The sequence below is a fragment of the Mesorhizobium sp. M2A.F.Ca.ET.042.01.1.1 genome (genome assembly GCF_003997405.1).
Taxonomy (GTDB): Bacteria; Pseudomonadota; Alphaproteobacteria; order Rhizobiales; family Rhizobiaceae; genus Mesorhizobium.
Window position 1 is genome coordinate 1 of sequence record NZ_RZRX01000035.1, and the last position, 17,607, is coordinate 17,607.

Sequence of the window (17,607 nt, forward strand, 5' to 3'; positions counted from 1 at the left end):
GCAGCGTAATGTTCTGCGCGATCGAGAGATCGAGCAATATGCCGGTGAGCTTGCGGTCTTCCGGCACCAGGAAGATGCCGTTCGCCACCGCGTCGGCGGCCGAGCCGACATTGAGCGGCTTGCCGTCGAGCGTGACGCTGCCGGCCAGCCGCTCGTCGATGCCGAACAGCACGCGGGCGAGCTCCGTGCGGCCGGAGCCGACCAGGCCCGCGAGGCCGAGGATCTCCGCGCGCCTCAGCTCGATGCTGACCGGCCGGTCCGGATAGGTGCTGGTGCGGATCGCCTCGGCAGACAGCGCGACGCTGCCCGGCGCGCGCGTGGCTTCGCCCGCCTTCTCGCGCTCCTTCAGCATGCGGCCGATCATCAGCCTGACCATCTCGTCGTGGTTGATCCGGTCCTTCGCCAGCGTGCCGGCCAGCGTGCCGTCGCGCAGCACCACGACGCGGTCGGCGACGCGCTCGATCTCGTGCAGCCGGTGCGAGATGAAGATGACGCTGATGCCTTGCGCCTTCAGCCCCTTGATGACGTCGAGCAGCTTCTCGGTTTCCGCCATCGGCAGGCTGGAGGTCGGCTCGTCGAGGATCACAAGGCGGGCCCTGATCGAAAGCGCCTTGGCGATCTCGACCATCTGCTGCTGGGCGAGCGACAGCGACGCGACCGGCGCGTCGGCAGAAAAATTGGCGCCGACGCGCTTCAGGAGCGGCGCCACCATCTCGCGCAGCCTGGCGCGGTCGACCAGCCTCAACGGCCCGGCCTTCAGCGGCTCGCGGCCGAAGAAGATATTGGCGGCGACGTCGAGATTTTCGAAGAGATTGAGCTCCTGGTGCACGAAGGCGATGCCGGAGCCGATGCTCTGCTCGACGGTCAGCCCGTCATGCGCGACGCCATCGACGGTGATGGTGCCGCTGTCCGGCCGCGTCACGCCGCCTAGGATCTTCATCAGCGTCGACTTGCCGGCGCCGTTCTCGCCGACAAGGCCGATGACCTCGCCGGGCCGGACCTCCATCGAGAACCTGTCTAGGGCGACAACGCCCGGATAGGTCTTGCGCACGGCCTCGAGGCTCAGGAACGGAGCGGTGTCTGGGTGAGTGGTGTCGGTAGAGGTCATCGCGCCTGACAGCAGCCGGTGGGCCACAGACTGACCGGCCTTGGCGGGTCCGTCAATACGAACGCCGGCTCAAGAAACCCCTTGAGCCGGCGCAACTGTGCCGGGCTTACTTGCCCTGCATCGCCTTGAGGTTGGCGGCGTAGGCGTCGACATCGTCCTTGCCGATGATCTTGGTCGGGATGATGATCAAGCCGTTGGCCGGGATGCCCGACTTGTCGCCCTTGAGATAGGCGGCCATCAGCTTCATGCCCTGATAGGCCCATTCGAAGGGCTGCTGCACCACGGTGGCGGCAACAGTGCCTTCCTTGACGCCGCCCAGCGTGATCGGATCATCATCGAAGCCGACGACGGTGATCTGGCCGAGCTTGCCGGCGTCGCGCAGCGCTTCATAGATGCGCGGCGTGTTGTAGGAGTAGAAGCCGACCATGCAGGTGATGTCGGGGCTGGCGACCAGCGCGTCCTCGACATTCTTCTTGGCGCGCGCCTGGTCGATATCGTCGCCGCGCACGTCGACCAGCTCGATCTTGCTGCCGGCGAGCCCGTCCTTCATGCCCTGGATGCGCTCCTTGGCGTTGTCGGCGCCGAGCAGGCCGACGAAGCCGAGGCACTTGCCGCCGTCCGGCATCGCCTTCTTGGCGATCTCGGCCGCCTGCTTGCCGGCGTCGACGTTGGACGAGCCGATATAGGCGACGCGCTTGGTCTGCGGCGCATCGGAGTCGGTGGTGAACAGCGCAGTTTCCGAGGCGATCTTGTTCAGCCCGTCGGTCGAGGTCTTGGGATCGACGGCCGAGACCATGATGCCCTTGACGCCAGCCGTCACCAGGTCATCCATCAGCCGCTGCTGGATGGCGACCGAGGACTGCTCCGGATACTTCAACTCGAGATTGTAGTCGGGCAATTCGCCCTGCGCCTTCTTCACGCCGGCTTCCGCCGCCTTCCAGAAGTCTGACGCACCGTTGACGACGAAGGCCAGCGTCGGCTTGTCGTCCGCGCGGGTAACCGCCGTGGCCGCAAGCCCGATGAGCAGGGCCGCCGCGGCGACAGATGCGTTACGGATCATGGATTTCATAGTTCAACCTCCCTTGTAGAACCTGACTGTGGAACTCGTCGCCGATGTCTCGGCCGCGGTCCGGACAACCCTCCTCCTCAAGGGCATGGCGCGAAGGTCCGCCGACTTAAGAACGGTGCCGATCGGGCCGCGGTCGAGACACTAGACACTCATGTGGCGTTCGTAAATAGTCCGATTTGTCCGACATTTCGTGAGAACGGATGCAGGCCCAGACCGGCGATAAAAGCCGGATTTCGAGCAAGCGTCCCTCGCACCTGCCGCGCCGAACGGATGCCCGGACAGCCACGGCGAGTTGACATTAGAACGCTTGCCGCTATTAGTAAAGGCTATTAGTTATGAAGCCGAGAGGCGCGTTTTCGACGCGGAGGAGACGCTGGCCGAAGGACGTGCCGGGAGTGAGGAGGGCGAGCGCTGCAAAGTCTGCAGCCGGGCGGAAAATGACCGAATTGTCAGCATTGCTGACCTTGTCTGACCGGTTTCGTCGTGAAGCGGCGTAGCCGGCGATTTGCATGCGATGCCTGCTAATATGTATTAGTTGGCGCATCTCGATAAACGCAATGGCCTCGACCATCTTGCCGTTGCCGCCGCCTTTGATTTAGAGCCGGCTGGGTTTGGGAAACGACCATGAGCGAACCGACGGACCTGCGCGATCCTCCCGGGGCTTCCAGGCGCCGCAAGCTGGCGGCCAAGCCGAAGGGGCGCGTGACCATGACCGACATTGCGCGCGCCGCCGGCTGCTCGCAGGCGACGGTCTCGTTCGTGCTCAACAATTCGCCGGGCATCAGGCTATCGCAGCAGACACGCGACCGAGTGATCGAGGCGGCGCGGGCGCTGGGCTATTCGCCGCCGGTCTTCTCGGCGCTCAGGCCGCCGGTGACGCCGTTCGAGGGCCTGGACGGCGTCATCGGCTTCGCTGTCGACCAGCTCGCCACCAGTCCCGAGGCGGTGGTCGCCATCGAGGGCGCGCGGCAGGCCTCGTGGAACGCCGGCAACGTGCTCCTGGTGGCGCAGACCATGGGGGACGCGGTGATGGAGCCGCGCGCGATTTCAGCACTGACGCGGCGCGGCATCTCGGCGCTGATCTACATGACCATCTTCACGCGCGAGATCACGGCGCCGGATTTCCTCTACAGCCTCGACATCCCGGTCATCCTGCTCAACTGCTACACCGCCGACTATGCCTTCCCGGCCGTGGTTCCCTCCGAGATCGCCGGCGGCCAGAGCGCGACCAGACACCTGATCGCGCATGGGCATCGCCGCATCGCCACCATCACCGGCGAGCCGTGGATGCAGGCCGCGCAGGACCGGCTCAAGGGCTACCGCCGGGCCCTCGCCACCGCTGACATCCCCTTCGATCCCGAACTGGTGGTCGAGGGCGACTGGTCGGCCAGCGCCGGCTATGCCGCGACGGTGAAGCTGCTCGCGCTGAAAGAACGTCCCACCGCGATCTTCTGCCAGAATGACCGCACGGCGATCGGCTGCTACGAGGCGCTGAAGGAAGCCGGCCTGCATATCCCGCAGGACATCTCCGTGGTCGGCTATGACGACGAGGAGATCGCCCGCCATCTCTTCCCGCCGCTGACCACCTCGATCCTGCCGCATCTGGCGATGGGCCAATGGGCGATCGAGCAGCTCGAAACCCCGCCGACGCCCGGCCGCGGCCGCTATCCAATCACCAAGCTGGAGTGCCCGCTGGTGGAACGGGAGAGCGTGGCGGGCGTGAAATTACCTACATAACCCATAACCGCCGACTCGGTCGGCTACCTTGCTGCCGATGTTGCAGATCGCCCGGCACCTATGCAGCAATTGTGCCGTCGTTTAGCTTAAGCTCATAAATGGGAGGCTCCGATGACGTCCACCTTCACCGTCCATGCTGCATCCGGTTACGAGCAACTCATGGGGCGCTGGAGCCAAAGGCTCGCGCCCAAATTCATCGATTTCGCCGGGCTTGCCCCCGGCGAGACAATCCTCGATGTCGGCTGCGGCACCGGGAGCCTGACCTTCGAGCTGGCGAAATCGGCCGATCTTGCCGAGATCCAGGCCATCGACTTCTCGCCTGTCTTCGTCGCGGCGGCAAAGGAGAAAAACACCGATCCGCGCATCACCATCAGCCAGGCCGATGCCACGGCGCTGCCTTTCGGGGATGATGCGTTCGACCGCGCGCTGGCGCTGCTGGTGCTGCATTTCGTGCCCGAGGCCGGCAAGGCGGTGGCCGAGATGCGCCGCGTGGTGCGACCAGGCGGCGTGGTCGCGGCGGTGGTCTGGGACCATTACGGCGGCATGACCGGCATGCGCATGATGATCGACACGATTGCCGCGCTCAGCGAAAGCGGACGACAGATGCGCAGCCGCTACTGCTTCCAGCCGATGATGCAGCCGGGCGAGATGAAGCGGACCTTCGTCGAGCAAGGCCTGGCCGATATCACCGAGGCCGAGCTGATGATCCGGATGGACTACGCGAATTTCGACGACCTCTGGGCGCCGATCGGCGCCGGAGAAGGCCCGCTCGGCAAATACATCACCACACTGGACGCGGCCGAGCGGGAGCGCGTCGAGGCCGCCCTGCGCGATGCCTATCAGGCCGGCCGGCCCGATGGCCCGCGATCCTTCGCCAATGTCGCCTGGGCCTGTCGCGGCATCGTGCCCTGAAGCCGGGGCAGCGCGTCAGTTGCCGACGGCTGCGGCATTGATCTCCCAGCCGTCGACCCAGACTTGCCGCAGCCGGTCGCCCTCGCCCTTGAACCACAGGTTCGTTGGCCGGCAATCCTCGATACGGTCGCTGCGGAAATTGCGGATGGCCTGGCGCAATTCGCACCAGGCGACGATGTTGGCGGTCTCGGCATAATAGATCAGCGCGACCGGACGGATGATGCGCTCGCTCGCCCGTCCCGCCTCGTCGCGGTAGGAGAGGCTGAGCTTCTCCTCGTCGCGGATGGCGCGGCGAACCAGAGCAAGGTCGACGGCGGAAGCGGAAGGGGCGGCAAAACCCCAGGCGTGAAGGGCGTTGGCGTCGAGGGTTTGTCGCAAGGGCGGCGGCACGGCGCCGGCGATCTTGGCACCGACGCGTTTCGCCGCCTGCTTCAACTCAGCATCGCCGGTGCGTTCGAGCAGCGCCAGCGACAGCACGATCGCTTCCATCTCCTCGATGGAAAACATCAGCGGCGGCAGGTCGAAGCCAGGGCGCAGGATATAGCCGATGCCGCGCCCGCCCTCGATCGGCACGCGCATCGCCTGCAGCGCGGCAATATCGCGATAGACCGAGCGCACCGTCACCTCCAGTTGTCCGGCCATCGCCGCCGCCGTCACCGGCTTCCTGGCCAGCCGCAGGATCTGGATGATCTCGAACAGGCGCGAAGCCTTGCGCATTTTTCCACCCGACCGAAACGCAACTGACACATCCCCGTCAGTTGGAGTGACCTATAGGGCGGCTTACCCGATTGAAAATCAACAGATTCCTTTTCGTCCCTGCGACCGAAGCGACGGACAACTGACATGAGCTATGCCGAAAACCTCTGGTTGTTCTTCGTGCTTTTGTTCGGCATCGTCGCCGTTCCGGGCATGGACATGCTGTTCGTGCTGGCCAATGCGCTGACCGGCGGCAGCAACCGTGGCCTGGCCGCGACCGCAGGCATCATGCTCGGCGGCGCGGTGCACACGCTGAACGGGGCGATCGGGGTCGGCCTGCTCATGCATTTCGTGCCGGTGCTGTTCACGCCGCTGCTTATCGTCGGCGCCGCCTATATGGCCTATATCGGCATTTCGCTGATGCGCAGCTCGATCACCGTCGGCGATGACGGGCCAGCCGGCAGTCGCTCGGCCTGGAAGGCGTTCCGCCAGGGCCTGGTCACCTGCCTGATCAATCCGAAGGCCTATCTCTTCATCCTTGCCGTCTATCCGCAATTCCTGAAGCCGGCTTACGGTCCGATCTGGATGCAGGCGACGATCATGGGATTGCTGACGGTCGCCACACAGGCGGCGATCTATGGCGGGCTCGCCGTTACAGCGGGCCGCAGCCGGGGGCTGCTGGTCGACAATCCGCAGGCAACCATCCTGGCCGGACGCGGCGCAGGGCTGCTGTTGTTTGCCGTTTCGGTCTTCACCGCCTGGGAAGGGTTGAGGGCGGCGTAAATCCTGAGACAGAATTCACGCCGCGTTCCTTCCAACACCCCTCATCCGTCTCGGCGCTTCGCGCCGATCCACCTTCCCCCACAAGGGGGGAAGGAGAGAGCGTCACGCCGCGCCCTGGCGGCTGGCGAGCAACTCGCGCTTCACGGACCGGCGCCATTCGACGGCGCCGGCGAGGCCGTGCAGCACCGTCTCGGTGGTCGCCCAGTCGATGCAGCCATCGGTGATGCTCTGGCCATAGGTAAGCGGCTTGCCGGGCACGACGTCCTGACGGCCGGCGACGAGATTGCTCTCGATCATGACGCCGATGATGCGCTCGTCGCCGGCTGCGACCTGACCGGCAACGTCATGCGCCACCTTCGGCTGGTTCTCCGGCTTCTTGGCGCTGTTGGCGTGGCTGACATCGATCATCAGCCGCGGCGCGACGCCGATGCGGCCGAGCTCGGCGGCGGCGGCATCGACGCTTGCGGCATCGTAGTTCGGCTGAATGCCGCCGCGCAGGATGACATGGCAATCCTCATTGCCGGTGGTCGCCGCGATGGCGCTGCGGCCGCCCTTGGTCACCGCCATGAAATGATGCGGCTGGGCTGCCGACTTCACCGCCTCGCCGGCGATCCTGAGATTGCCGTCGGTGCCGTTCTTGAAGCCGACCGGGCAGGACAGGCCGGACGCCAGCTCGCGATGGATCTGGCTTTCGGTCGTGCGCGCGCCGATGGCGCCCCAGGCGACGAGGTCGGCTATATACTGCGGGATGGTCATGTCGAGGAACTCGGTCGCCGCCGGCAGACCGAGATTGTTGACGGCCGACAGCACGTTGCGCGCCATGCGCAAGCCCTTCTCGATGTTGAAGCTGCCATCGAGATCGGGATCGTTGATGAGACCCTTCCAGCCGACCGTGGTGCGCGGCTTCTCGAAATAGACGCGCATGACGATCTCGAGCCGGTCGGCCAGGGTCTCGCGCAGCGCCGCCAGACGGCTGGCATAGTCAACGGCCGCGACCGGATCGTGGATGGAGCAAGGGCCGACGATGACAAGCAGTCGATCGTCGGCCCCGGTCAGGATCGAATGAATGGCGTTGCGCGAGGCGGCAACGGTGCGCGTCGCGGTGAGCGAGCGCGGTATCTCGCGCATCACCTCGTCCGGCGTGCTCAAGGCTCTGATTTCGGTGACCCGAAGGTCGTCTGTGGTGGTCAACACGGCTTTCTGCTCCTTGTTAGGAGACCTGCCGGCTGAAACAAAAAAGCCGCCAGGTCTGGCGGCTTGTCGGATTTGATCTGGAGTTTTTCAGATCGAGCGCAATCCTCCCGCCGCCAGCGAGCTACCGTAGCTAAAGTACCAAAACGAGGCGGTCAGGTGGATCATGCGGCTCATATAGTCGATGGCGGCGCGCTTGTCACCTGTCTTGAAGCTACACATCGTCTCGATTCTCTTGTGACGGAGCAAATGGGACGCTCTTTACACTCGATATACGGGCCCGAATTCATGCGTTCCAAGGATCGAAGAGCTCTATTCCAAAGCCCTCGAAATCCTTCGTGTTGCGCGTTGCCAAGATGAGCTCCGCAGCGATGGCAGTGGCTGCGATCAGGCCATCCATCGACGACAAACCGCGACCGCTGCGCTTGGCAAGGCCCATCAGGTCGCCCCAGGCCAAGGCAACCGACTCATCCACCGGCAAAACCCGCTGCTCGAAGCGCTGCGGTAAATCCCGAGCGAGCCATTCGGCCAGTGCTTCGCGTTTGCGGCCCTCATCCATGAGGGCAACGCCGCGCCGGATCTCGGCGATCGACACGACACTGATGAAGGAGCGATCTTCATCAAGGCCGTCCAGCCAGTTTAGAACGCGTGCATTCGGCGCCGGCCTTGTCACCTCGGACAGGACATTCGTATCGAGCAGCAGCCTCACAGCGGCAGATCACGCGGTTGGTCGCGTTGCCGCTCCAGGTCGATATCGGCGCCACGCAGCGGCGATTCGAGCAGGAACTCCGCAAGCGTGCCTTTACGTACCGTCTTTCGTTGCCATTCCTCCGCTGAGACCACGACCACGCTTGGCTTGCCGTTTTTGGTGATTGTCTGCGGTGAAGACTGTGCGCGCTCGATGACCTCGGATAGGCGAGCTTTTGCCCCGGCGACCGTCCAGTTGGCATCTTTAGGTGACGTTAGCATCGCATCCTCATGACTAATATGACTATCATGACTATATGGGTATCGCGATGCTGCTGCAACAGGACCTCAGCTGTACCGAATTACTCTCCTATCACGCCGGCTATGTTCTGGTCGTAGTCGACCAGCGAGCCGGTCATGACGCCGGCCTGAGGGCTCAGCATATAGGTGATCAGCCGGGCTAGCTGCGCCGGCTTGACCAGCTGGCCCATCGGCTGCGCTGCCTCTGCCTTCTCCAGCCAGTCATCCGACGCTCCGTGCCATTTCTTCTGCACGATCGCCTCGCCCTCGGTGTCCATCCACCCCGGCAGCACGGCGTTGCAGCGGATGCGGTTCTTCCGGTAGGCGCTGGCGACATTCTTGGTCAGCGTCATCAGCGCGCCCTTGCTGGTCGAATAGGGCGTGAGGAACGACTGGCCGGCATGCGCCGACATCGACAGCACATTGACGATCGAGCCCGGCGCCTTGCGTTCCAGCAGATGCGCGACAAGGCCCTGCATCAGAAAGAAGGGACCGCGCACATTGGTGTCGAAGATCTGGTCGAACAACTCCTCGGTGGTCTCGATCAACGAGCCGCGCGCGGACGTGGCGGCGGCATTGACCAGCGCATTCAGCGTGCCGAAATGCCTGATCGCGGTCTCCACGGCGCGCTTGCAGTCGGCGACCTTGGCGACATCGGCGCTGATGAAGATGGCGTCGACGCCGTTTTTCTTCAGCACTGCCACCGCCTTGTCGCCCTTTTCCTGCGAGCGGCCGATCAGCGCCAGCGCGCGGCAGCCCTCGTCTGCAAGCGCTTCCGCGACGGCGAAGCCGATGCCCTGCGCGCCGCCGGTGACGATGGCGCGTGTTTCTGAATTGCGACCGGCCAAACCGCTCATCGCTGTGCTCCTGTAAAACAGTCAGTCGACGCGGACGGTCTTGCCCGTTTTCGCCGACTCCAAAGCCGCGTCGGCCAGCTTCAGCGCGATCAGTCCGTCCTTGCCGCTCGGCGCCGCCTTCTTGCCGGCAGTCGCCGCGGCGATGAAGGAGGCGATCTCATTGGCATAGGCGTCGATGTAGCGGGTCATGAAGAAGTCGTGCAGCGGCGGGCGGGTGTAGCCCTTGTCGTTGGCAAGCTCGATCGAGACCGGCCGCTGGTTCTCGGCCGCGACCATGCCCTTCGAGCCATGCACCTCGATGCGCTGGTCGTAGCCATAGGTGGCGCGGCGCGAGTTGGAGATGACGGCCTGCCTGCCGGACGCGGTCTCGAGGATGACGCTGACCGAATCGAAATCGCCCGCTTCGCCGATCTTCTTGTCGACCAGCACCGAGGCGTGGGCGCTGACGGCAACCGGCTCCTCGCCGAGCAGGAAGCGGGCCATGTCGAAATCATGGATGGTCATATCGCGGAAAATGCCGCCGGAGCGGGCGATGTAGTCGAGCGGCGGGGCGCCGGGATCGCGGGACGTGATGGTGACCATCTCGACCGTGCCGATGGCGCCGTCGTCGATCGCCTTGCGCACGGCGGCGAAATGCGGGTCGAAGCGGCGGTTGAAGCCGACCATCAGCGTGGCGCCGGTCTTCTCGACCACCGCCAGGCATTTTTCGACGCGCTCGACGGAGAGGTCGATCGGCTTCTCGCAGAAGATCGCCTTGCCGGCCTTGGCGAAGCGCTCGATCAGGTCGGCATGGGTGTCGGTCGGCGTGCAGATGATGACGGCGTCGATGTCCTTGGCCTTTTCGATGGCATCGATGCTGCGCACTTCGGCGCCATAGGCGGAGGCCAGCTCCGTCGCCGCTTTCTCGAAGGCATCGGCCACGGCTACGAGTTTCGCCTGCGGGTTGGAAGCGACGGCGCGGGCATGCACCTTGCCGATGCGGCCGGCGCCGAGGAGAGCGAAGCGGAGTGTCATGGAATGTCCTTCGAGGGTGGGTTTGTAGGCCTATCCGCGCCTTGCGGCGCGGATGATTGGTTCGTCGCGACGCCGTCAGGCAGCCTGCAGCTCCGCCTGTCCGGTCTTGGCGCCGGTGATGTAGGCGACGATGTCGTTGCCGTCGGTGTCCTGCTTGCGCAAATTGGCGACGATGCGGCCACGGCGAAAGACGACGATGCGATCGACTAGGTCGAATACCTGGCGCATGTTGTGGCTGACCAGGATCAACGGCTCGCCGTTCTCCTTCAGCGTGCGGATGATGTTTTCGACCTGCGCGGTCTCCTGCACGCCGAGCGCCGCGGTCGGCTCGTCCATGATGATCAGCTTGGAGGCGAAGGTCGCGGTCCTGGCGATCGCCACGCACTGGCGCTGGCCGCCCGACATGTGGCGGATGGTGCTGGAGAGGTTCGGGATCTTCACCGCAGTGCGGACAAGCGCTGCCTCGGTCGCCTTGCGCATCGCCTTGCGGTCGAGGATGGAGAAGGGGCCGAGGTTGAACAGCACCTTCTCGCGGCCGAGGAACAAGTTCGACGGCACGTCGAGATCGTCGGCCAAAGCGAGGTTCTGGAACACGGTCTCGATGCCCGCCTCGCGCGCCTCGATCGGGCCGGCGAAGTTCACCTCCTTGCCGTCGAACCAGATCTTGCCCTCGGTGCGCTGCTCGACACCGGTGATCTGGCGCACGAAGGTCGACTTGCCGGCGCCGTTGTCGCCCATGATGGCGACATGCTCGCCTTTGCGCAGCTCGAAATTCGCCTCCTGCAGCGCGTGCACGCCGCCATAATGCTTGGTGAGGTTTTCGGTCTTCAGAACGATGTCGGACATGGTCAAGCTCCTATCGCGCGGCGGCGCTGGCGCCATTGATCGAGAACGACCGCGCCAACGATGATCACGCCCTTGACCATCTCCTGATAGTAGGCGTCGAGGCGCAGGAAGGTGAAGCCGGAAATGATGACGCCGAAGATCAGCGAGCCGATCACGGTGCCGATGATCGAGCCGCGGCCGCCCGACAGCGAGACGCCGCCGATGACAGCCATGGCAATGGCGTCGAGCTCGTACATGACGCCCATGCCGGCCTGGGCGGTGAGGTTCTTGGACGACAGCACCACCGCGGCGAGCGCGGCTAGGATGCCGGCGATGGCATAGACCAGCACCTTGTGGTTGGCGATCTTGATGCCGGACATGCGTGCGGCATCCTCGTTGGAGCCGATGGCGTAGCAGTGCTTGCCGTATTTCGTATAGGTCAAAATGAGCTGGAACAGGATCGCCAGCGATATGAAGATGACGACGGGCATCAGACCCTTGCCGATAGCCGCGAAGCTGTCGGTCGGGAACGAGATCGGCTGGCCTTTCGACCACCATTTGGCGATGCCGCGGGCGGTGACCATCATGCCGAGCGTGGCGATGAAGGGCGGAATGCGGGTGTAGGCGATCAATAGGCCGTTGATCAGGCCGGCAAGCAGGCCGCAGCCGATCGCGACCAGCAGCGGCACGATGACCGGCAGGTCGGTCCAGCCTTGTGCCAAAAACATCGCCTTGGGATTGGGATTGCCGTTGACGGTCGCGACCTGCGCGAAACTCATGGCGATCATGGCGGTGGCGCCGACGATCGAGCCCGAGGAGAGGTCGATGCCGCCGCAGATGATGACCTGGGTGACGCCGATGGCGATGATGCCGACGATCGACACCTGCAGGATGATGATCTGCAGGCGCTGCTCGTTGAAGAGCCCGGAGACGTTCTCGCGGGTGTTGAACAAGAAGCTGTCGCCAAGGAAGACGCGGCCGACCAGCTCGAAGGCGGCGACGAGGATAACCAGCGCTAGGAACACGTTGAACTCGGCCGGCCACGGGCGCTTCTTGGCGTCATAGCTCAGCCCGCCAATGCCATGCGATGTCTGTGACACGTCTTCTTCCTCCGTCGGGCGCAGCTGTCCGGCCTCCCGCGCGCGGGCGGGAGGAAGGGCGGAGCGGCGCGCTGTTCCGATTGGACGCGCCGCCCCGTATCGAGGCGCCTCAGTTCTTCTTCAAGAACTTGTCGATGTTCGCCGGTGTCACGAGCTGGAACGGGATGTAGACCTTCTTGTCCACCTTCTCGCCCTTGGCGAGCTTCAGCGCGGCGTCGAGCGCGCCGGCGCCCTGGCCGGCGGCGTCCTGGAAGACCGTCGCGTCGAGATCGCCCGCCTGCATCGCCACCAGCGCGTCCTGGGTGGCGTCGACGCCGCCGACGACGACCGACTTCATGTCGATATTGGCGGCCTTCATCGCCTGGATGGCGCCGATGGCGCTTTCGTCGTTGTTGGCGATGACGCCGTCGAAGGCCTTGCCGGACGACAGCCAGTTGGTCATCAGGTTCTGCGCCTCGTCACGCTTCCAGTTGGAAGTCTGCTTGTCGATGATCTTGATGAAGTTGCAGTCCGGCGTGGCGATGACCTCGTCGATGTCCTTGGTGCGCTGCACCGCGGCCTGGTTGGAAAGCTCGCCCATGATCACATAGACATTGGCTTCCTTCTTGCCGGCTTCCTTGAACAGGCGGCAGACCTCCTTGGTCTCGAGCGTGCCGGAATCGGCTTCGTTCGAAGCGACGAAGGCCTGGTTGTCGGGAAGCTTGTCGACATTGACCGGCTCGCGGTTGACATAGACCAGCGGGATCTTGGCCGCGGCGGCCGCGTCCGACATCGCCTGCGTGGCCGAGGTGTCGACCGGGTTGACGATGATGGCGTCGACGCCCGAGGCGGCGAAGTTCTTGATCTGGTCGAGCTGCTTGGCGACGTCGTTCTGCGCGTCCTCGACCTGCAGCTCGACGCCATCCATGCCCTTGGCCTGCGCGATCATGCCGTTGCGCAGCACGGTGAGGAAGTTGTCGTCGAAAAGAGCCATCGAAACGCCGATCTTGGCGGCGAAGGCGGATGAACACATCAGCGCCGAAAGCGCGACGCCCAAAAGAAGTTTCTTCATTTTCTCCTCCACTTGGTGTCCGGCTGCACCTATTGAACCGGAATCCCCGGTTTGCCCGGGGGATCTCTCCCTGCGGCCATGCGGCGTCGCCAATTCGACTGGAACGCCTCTTCGTTCGTTCGAACATCCGTTCCCGGAACGAAAGGACCAAAAGGCCTATTTGGTGAAATATTTATTCCATTTCGTTTTGAAAACGTCAAGGGCGATTCCGACCGGGGCGGCCGGTTTTTCGATCACCATGGACGGTGCGAGGACCAAATTCACCGAAATTGGCGCCCGAGTCCGGGTGAACCGCGATGAAAGAATCCGTCAGGCTGATGGATTCTTTCAGATCGGCTATATCGCGATCGGCGCCTAGATATTTTCCGGCAGATAGATGTCGAATGGCAGGAAGGTCTGCCCAGGCGCATTGGCGGCGCCGCTTTCGATGGCATGGGCCATCAGTCCGACGAGTTCCCGGCAAAGCGCGGCGAGCGGCGTCGAGATCACCATGGTGAGGATGTTGTCGGCGAGTGCGGCGCGCGAGACGGCATTGATCTCGTTGCAAATCACGACCGGCATCTCGGTCGGGCGCGCCCTCCGCAGCGCCGAGACCGCGCCCTCCATGCCGCCGCCGGCGACATAGCAGCCGGCGAGATCGGGATGGCGGGCCAGGAGGTCGAGCATGGCGTCATGCGTCACGTCATTGGCCTCTAGGTTGACCAGCGTCTCCATCACGGTGAAGTCCGGCGCGTGCTCGCGGAAGAAGGAGCGGAAGCCGATCTCGCGCAATTCATGGCCGTGGAAGCGATGACTGCCGACGAACAGCGCCACCTTGCCGGGCTTGCTGGCGGCCTTGGCGATCATCCAGGCAGCGCTGCGCCCGACCTTGCGGTTGTCGAGACCGACATAGCCCTCGCGGATGCCGGCGGCGAAGTCGGACAGCAGCGAGAAGACCGGCTGCCCCCTCGCCTTCAGCGTCTCCACGACCGCCGTCAGGTTCGGGTGGTCCGGGCCGACGACGGCGATGGCTCGCGATTTCGCCGCCAGCCCACGCATCTGGGCGGCGATCTCATCGGGCGCCAGCGAAGCGGCGAAATCGATGGTTGCAACGCCGCGAAAACGCTGCGACTGCGCGACCGCCAGCTCGAGCTCCCTGGCGAAATCGCCATAGAAGACGTCATTGCCCCTGAGCAGCAGGAAACCGAGCCGGTATTCCGGCAATTCCTGGCGCATGCGCTGCTTGATCAGCCCGGCGGCGTGATAGCCGATCTCGGTGGCGGCGTCATAAACCCGCCGCGCCGTCTCCTCGCGCACCGGCAGGCGGCTGTTCAGCACCCGGTCGACGGTGGCGACGCTGACGCCGGAGACGCGCGCGAGATCGGTGATGGTCGGGCGCTTTGCCATGAATGCTTCCTCGCTTGTCCCACTCCGGGTACCCGGCTCACCCATAGCTCATTCTGATAGGAAATGATAGAAACTATCTTTGTGATGTTGAGACTATCAGACCTTGCGGCTATGCTGAAGTAGAAAGTCAGCGATGGCGCGAGCCCTGCACGGTCGGGCGGTTCGCCAAGGGCTGGCGGAGGAATCCCAATGACGGCAATCACATCTTCGGCGGCGTCGCCGCGCGACTACAGCCTGACCGGGCGGGACGCCAGGCTCGCGGTCGAGAACGGGCTCGCTGCGGCGGAGTGGTACCACACCGAGATCCCGCGCAAGCAGATGAAAGAGCTGATGCAGCGCTCCGACCAGCCGGCGATCCGCGACACCATCATCTGGCTGGCCGCATTCGTGATCAGCGCCGCGGGCGGGATCTGGTTCTGGGGCAGCTGGTGGTGCGTGCCGTTCTTCTTCGTCTACGGCACGCTCTACGGCTCCTCGACCGATTCCCGCTGGCATGAATGCGGCCACGGCACGGCCTTCCGCACGCAGTGGATGAACGACGCCGTCTACCAGCTCGCCTGCTTCATGATCATGCGCAACCCGGTGACCTGGCGCTGGAGTCATACGCGCCACCACACCGACACCATCATCGTCGGACGCGATCCCGAGATCGCCGTCATGCGCCCGCCGGACCTTTTGCGCGTGGCGCTGAACTTCTTCGGTAGTCTCGACGCCTGGCACGCAATGGTCGACACGGTGCGCAATGCAGCCGGCGTCATCAGCGCCGCGGAAAAGACCTTCATTCCCGAGCCGGAGCAGCCGAAGGCGATCCGCGTCGCCCGCATCTGGCTCGTCATCTACATCGCGACCATCGCGCTGGCATTTTATCTGCATTCATGGCTGCCGCTGATGCTCGTCGGCCTGCCCCGCCTCTATGGCGCCTGGCATCACGTGATGACCGGCCTGCTGCAGCATGGCGGACTCGCCGAAAATGTCATCGATCACCGCCTGAACAGCCGGACGGTGCTGATGAATCCGATCAGCCGGTTCATCTACTGGAACATGAACTACCATGTGGAACACCACATGTTCCCGATGGTGCCCTATCACGCGCTGCCGAAGCTGCATGAATTGATCAAGCACGATTTGCCGGCGCCGACGCCTTCGATCCTGGCCGGCTATCGCGAGATGATCCCGGCCTTCCTGCGCCAGCTGCGCAACGAGGATTATTTCCTCAAGCGCGCGCTGCCGCCGACGGCGAAGCCCTACCGGGAAGAACTGCACAACTACAATCCGGTGGCGGCCGCGGCCTAGTGAGCTGCCGAAGTGCTTAATTGACCGATTTTCGCGGAGAACAAGATGAGCGACTGGGTCGAGGCCTGCGCGGCCGGGGATATCGACGAAGAGGACGTGATGCGGTTCGACCATGCCGGACGCACCTTCGCCATCTACCGCAGCCCGGACGACGAATATTTCGCCACCGACGGCCTGTGCACGCATGAAAAGGTACACCTGGCGGACGGGCTGGTGATGGACGACATCATCGAATGCCCCAAGCACAATGGTCGCTTCAACTACAAGACCGGCGACGCGCGCGGCGCGCCGGTCTGCGTCAACCTCAGGACTTATCCGGTCAAGGTCGACGCCGGAAAGGTCTTGATCCAGGTCGGATGACGGCGATGGCGGGGATGGTGATCATCGGTGCGGGCGAGTGCGGCGGGCGCGCCGCGCTTGCGCTCCGCGATCTCGGCTATGAGGGGCTGGTGACACTGGTCGGTGACGAGCCGCATCTGCCCTATGAGCGGCCGCCGCTGTCGAAGGAAGCGATGACCGGAGAGGCTCCCGCCATCAAGGCGATCGCCAGCGACGCGGTCTTCGCCGAACGCGCGATCCGGCACATCCATTCCGTCCGGGCGGTCGCGATCGACCGCGCCGCACATCGCGTGCACCTGTCCGACGGCTCTTCCCTTTCCTATGACAAGTTGCTGCTGGCGACCGGTTCCGTGCCGCGCCAGCTGCCGATGCCGGGGCTTGGCGGCCGCTGCGTCTATCTCAGGACCTTCAACGATGCGCTTGCCATCCGCGCCCATCTCAACGCCGGAAAGCGTGTCGCCATCATCGGCGGCGGCTTCATCGGGCTGGAGCTTGCCGCCGCGGCGCGCAAGCTCGGCGCCACGGTCACCGTCATCGAGGCGCAGCCGCGCATCCTGATGCGCGGCGTGCCGGCCGAGATCGCGGAAATCATCCACAACGCGCATGAGGCCGAGGGCGTTGCGATCCGCACCGGCCAGGGGATTGCGGCGATTGCCGATGAAGGCAAGGAAGTCGGCATCACGCTGGCCGACGGACAGAGGATCGTTGCCGATCTTGCGGTGATCGGCATCGGCACCGTGCCGGTGACGGCGCTTGCCGCCGAGGCAGGGCTCGCGATCGATAACGGCATCGCCGTCGACGAGCATTTGCGCACCGCCGACCCAGATATCTTCGCCGCCGGCGATTGCTGCTCGTTTCCGCTGGCGATCTATGGCGGCCGGCGCGTGCGGCTGGAAGCCTGGCGCAACGCGCAGGAACAGGGCGCATTGGCCGCCAGAAACATGCTGGGCGCCAACGAGGCACATGCCGCCGTGCCTTGGTTCTGGTCGGATCAGTACGGCCTGACCTTGCAGATCGCCGGGCTTTCGGATGAGGGCAAGAGCATCGTGCGGCGCGACCTCGACGACGGCGCCTTCATCCTGTTCCATCTGGCCGAGGACGGCAGGCTGGTCGCCGCGAGCGGCATCGGCCCCGGCAATGCTGTGGCGCGCGATATCCGCCTGGCGGAGATGCTGATCGCAAAGCGTGCGAGTCCGGCGCCGGAAGCGCTCGGCTCGCAAGCGGTCAAGCTGAAGTCGCTGCTGGCGGCTTGAGGTCTG

General features: G+C 64.4%; 21 protein-coding genes. 7 read left to right on the forward strand and 14 right to left on the reverse strand.

Annotated features, from left to right (window positions below; translation table 11 throughout):
* From EOA23_RS07910 to EOA23_RS07920, 3 genes are all read right to left on the reverse strand, one after another.
* A partial coding sequence (locus EOA23_RS07910) for a sugar ABC transporter ATP-binding protein (RefSeq protein ID WP_145966408.1) occupies nt 1–1,108 on the reverse strand: 1,108 nt, incomplete at its 3' end.
* Between the two features lie 106 nt (nt 1,109–1,214).
* Nucleotides 1,215–2,177: a sugar-binding protein gene (locus tag EOA23_RS07915; RefSeq protein WP_042637531.1), complete on the reverse strand. Its 963-nt coding sequence runs from the start codon at nt 2,175–2,177 to the stop codon at nt 1,215–1,217.
* A gap of 316 nt (nt 2,178–2,493) precedes the next feature.
* Complete coding sequence (locus tag EOA23_RS07920; RefSeq protein WP_127303502.1) at nt 2,494–2,748, reverse strand: hypothetical protein; 255 nt, start codon at nt 2,746–2,748, stop codon at nt 2,494–2,496.
* 53 nt (nt 2,749–2,801) lie between these two features.
* Here EOA23_RS07920 and EOA23_RS07925 point away from each other — a divergent pair, with 53 nt between their 5' ends.
* Both EOA23_RS07925 and EOA23_RS07930 read left to right on the forward strand, forming a co-directional pair.
* On the forward strand, nt 2,802–3,914 hold the full coding sequence (locus EOA23_RS07925; RefSeq protein ID WP_189341542.1) for a LacI family DNA-binding transcriptional regulator: 1,113 nt from the start codon (nt 2,802–2,804) through the stop codon (nt 3,912–3,914).
* Between the two features lie 111 nt (nt 3,915–4,025).
* Nucleotides 4,026–4,826 (forward strand): class I SAM-dependent methyltransferase, encoded by an 801-nt coding sequence (locus EOA23_RS07930; protein WP_127303503.1) that lies wholly within the window; start codon nt 4,026–4,028, stop codon nt 4,824–4,826.
* 15 nt (nt 4,827–4,841) lie between these two features.
* On the opposite strand, the gene EOA23_RS07935 is transcribed toward EOA23_RS07930, so the two are convergent.
* Nucleotides 4,842–5,543: a YafY family protein gene (locus EOA23_RS07935; RefSeq protein WP_127303504.1), complete on the reverse strand. Its 702-nt coding sequence runs from the start codon at nt 5,541–5,543 to the stop codon at nt 4,842–4,844.
* Nucleotides 5,544–5,669: 126 nt separating this feature from the next.
* Between EOA23_RS07935 and EOA23_RS07940 the strand changes: the two genes are divergently transcribed.
* Complete coding sequence (locus EOA23_RS07940; RefSeq protein WP_127303505.1) at nt 5,670–6,305, forward strand: LysE family translocator; 636 nt, start codon at nt 5,670–5,672, stop codon at nt 6,303–6,305.
* 102 nt (nt 6,306–6,407) lie between these two features.
* Here EOA23_RS07940 and EOA23_RS07945 read toward each other — a convergent pair whose 3' ends face one another.
* The 9 genes from EOA23_RS07945 to EOA23_RS07980 all read right to left on the reverse strand — a co-directional run bounded on the left by EOA23_RS07945 (nt 6,408) and on the right by EOA23_RS07980 (nt 13,330).
* Complete coding sequence (locus tag EOA23_RS07945; protein ID WP_127303506.1) at nt 6,408–7,499, reverse strand: 3-deoxy-7-phosphoheptulonate synthase; 1,092 nt, start codon at nt 7,497–7,499, stop codon at nt 6,408–6,410.
* A gap of 87 nt (nt 7,500–7,586) precedes the next feature.
* Complete coding sequence (locus EOA23_RS36895; protein WP_281058745.1) at nt 7,587–7,718, reverse strand: hypothetical protein; 132 nt, start codon at nt 7,716–7,718, stop codon at nt 7,587–7,589.
* A 64-nt stretch (nt 7,719–7,782) separates the two neighbouring features.
* The gene (locus tag EOA23_RS07950) at nt 7,783–8,205 is read right to left on the reverse strand and encodes a type II toxin-antitoxin system VapC family toxin (RefSeq protein ID WP_127303507.1); all 423 of its coding nucleotides are present in this window, start codon (nt 8,203–8,205) and stop codon (nt 7,783–7,785) included.
* The gene (locus EOA23_RS07955) at nt 8,202–8,465 is read right to left on the reverse strand and encodes a type II toxin-antitoxin system Phd/YefM family antitoxin (RefSeq protein WP_127303508.1); all 264 of its coding nucleotides are present in this window, start codon (nt 8,463–8,465) and stop codon (nt 8,202–8,204) included. The genes EOA23_RS07950 and EOA23_RS07955 overlap by 4 nt, the downstream gene beginning before the upstream one ends.
* 80 nt (nt 8,466–8,545) lie before the next feature.
* Nucleotides 8,546–9,340: an SDR family oxidoreductase gene (locus EOA23_RS07960; protein WP_127303509.1), complete on the reverse strand. Its 795-nt coding sequence runs from the start codon at nt 9,338–9,340 to the stop codon at nt 8,546–8,548.
* A gap of 21 nt (nt 9,341–9,361) precedes the next feature.
* Nucleotides 9,362–10,354, reverse strand: coding sequence for an inositol 2-dehydrogenase (iolG, locus tag EOA23_RS07965; protein WP_126063304.1), 993 nt, complete (start codon nt 10,352–10,354; stop codon nt 9,362–9,364).
* 75 nt (nt 10,355–10,429) lie between these two features.
* Entirely contained in the window at nt 10,430–11,200 is a 771-nt protein-coding gene (locus EOA23_RS07970) for an ATP-binding cassette domain-containing protein (RefSeq protein WP_127303510.1), read from the reverse strand.
* 2 nt (nt 11,201–11,202) lie between these two features.
* Nucleotides 11,203–12,279, reverse strand: a complete 1,077-nt coding sequence (locus tag EOA23_RS07975; RefSeq protein ID WP_127303511.1) for an ABC transporter permease — start codon at nt 12,277–12,279, stop codon at nt 11,203–11,205.
* A gap of 109 nt (nt 12,280–12,388) precedes the next feature.
* Entirely contained in the window at nt 12,389–13,330 is a 942-nt protein-coding gene (locus tag EOA23_RS07980; RefSeq protein WP_042637612.1) for a sugar ABC transporter substrate-binding protein, read from the reverse strand.
* A gap of 163 nt (nt 13,331–13,493) precedes the next feature.
* Here EOA23_RS07980 and EOA23_RS07985 point away from each other — a divergent pair, with 163 nt between their 5' ends.
* The gene (locus EOA23_RS07985) at nt 13,494–13,688 is read left to right on the forward strand and encodes a hypothetical protein (protein ID WP_127303512.1); all 195 of its coding nucleotides are present in this window, start codon (nt 13,494–13,496) and stop codon (nt 13,686–13,688) included.
* Here EOA23_RS07985 and EOA23_RS07990 read toward each other — a convergent pair.
* Nucleotides 13,685–14,716 (reverse strand): LacI family DNA-binding transcriptional regulator, encoded by a 1,032-nt coding sequence (locus EOA23_RS07990; protein WP_127303513.1) that lies wholly within the window; start codon nt 14,714–14,716, stop codon nt 13,685–13,687. The two genes, EOA23_RS07985 and EOA23_RS07990, sit on opposite strands and share 4 nt — an antisense overlap.
* 189 nt (nt 14,717–14,905) lie before the next feature.
* Here EOA23_RS07990 and EOA23_RS07995 point away from each other — a divergent pair, with 189 nt between their 5' ends.
* From EOA23_RS07995 to EOA23_RS08005, 3 genes are read left to right on the forward strand one after another with little or no spacing between them, the layout of a single operon-like run.
* Nucleotides 14,906–16,009, forward strand: coding sequence for a fatty acid desaturase family protein (locus EOA23_RS07995; RefSeq protein ID WP_127303514.1), 1,104 nt, complete (start codon nt 14,906–14,908; stop codon nt 16,007–16,009).
* A gap of 45 nt (nt 16,010–16,054) precedes the next feature.
* A complete protein-coding gene (locus tag EOA23_RS08000; protein WP_126063309.1) occupies nt 16,055–16,369 on the forward strand; it encodes a MocE family 2Fe-2S type ferredoxin in 315 nt (104 codons plus the stop codon).
* Nucleotides 16,366–17,601: an FAD-dependent oxidoreductase gene (locus EOA23_RS08005; RefSeq protein WP_127303515.1), complete on the forward strand. Its 1,236-nt coding sequence runs from the start codon at nt 16,366–16,368 to the stop codon at nt 17,599–17,601. Before EOA23_RS08000 ends, EOA23_RS08005 begins: the two co-directional genes overlap by 4 nt.
* Nucleotides 17,602–17,607: the final 6 nt, after the last annotated feature.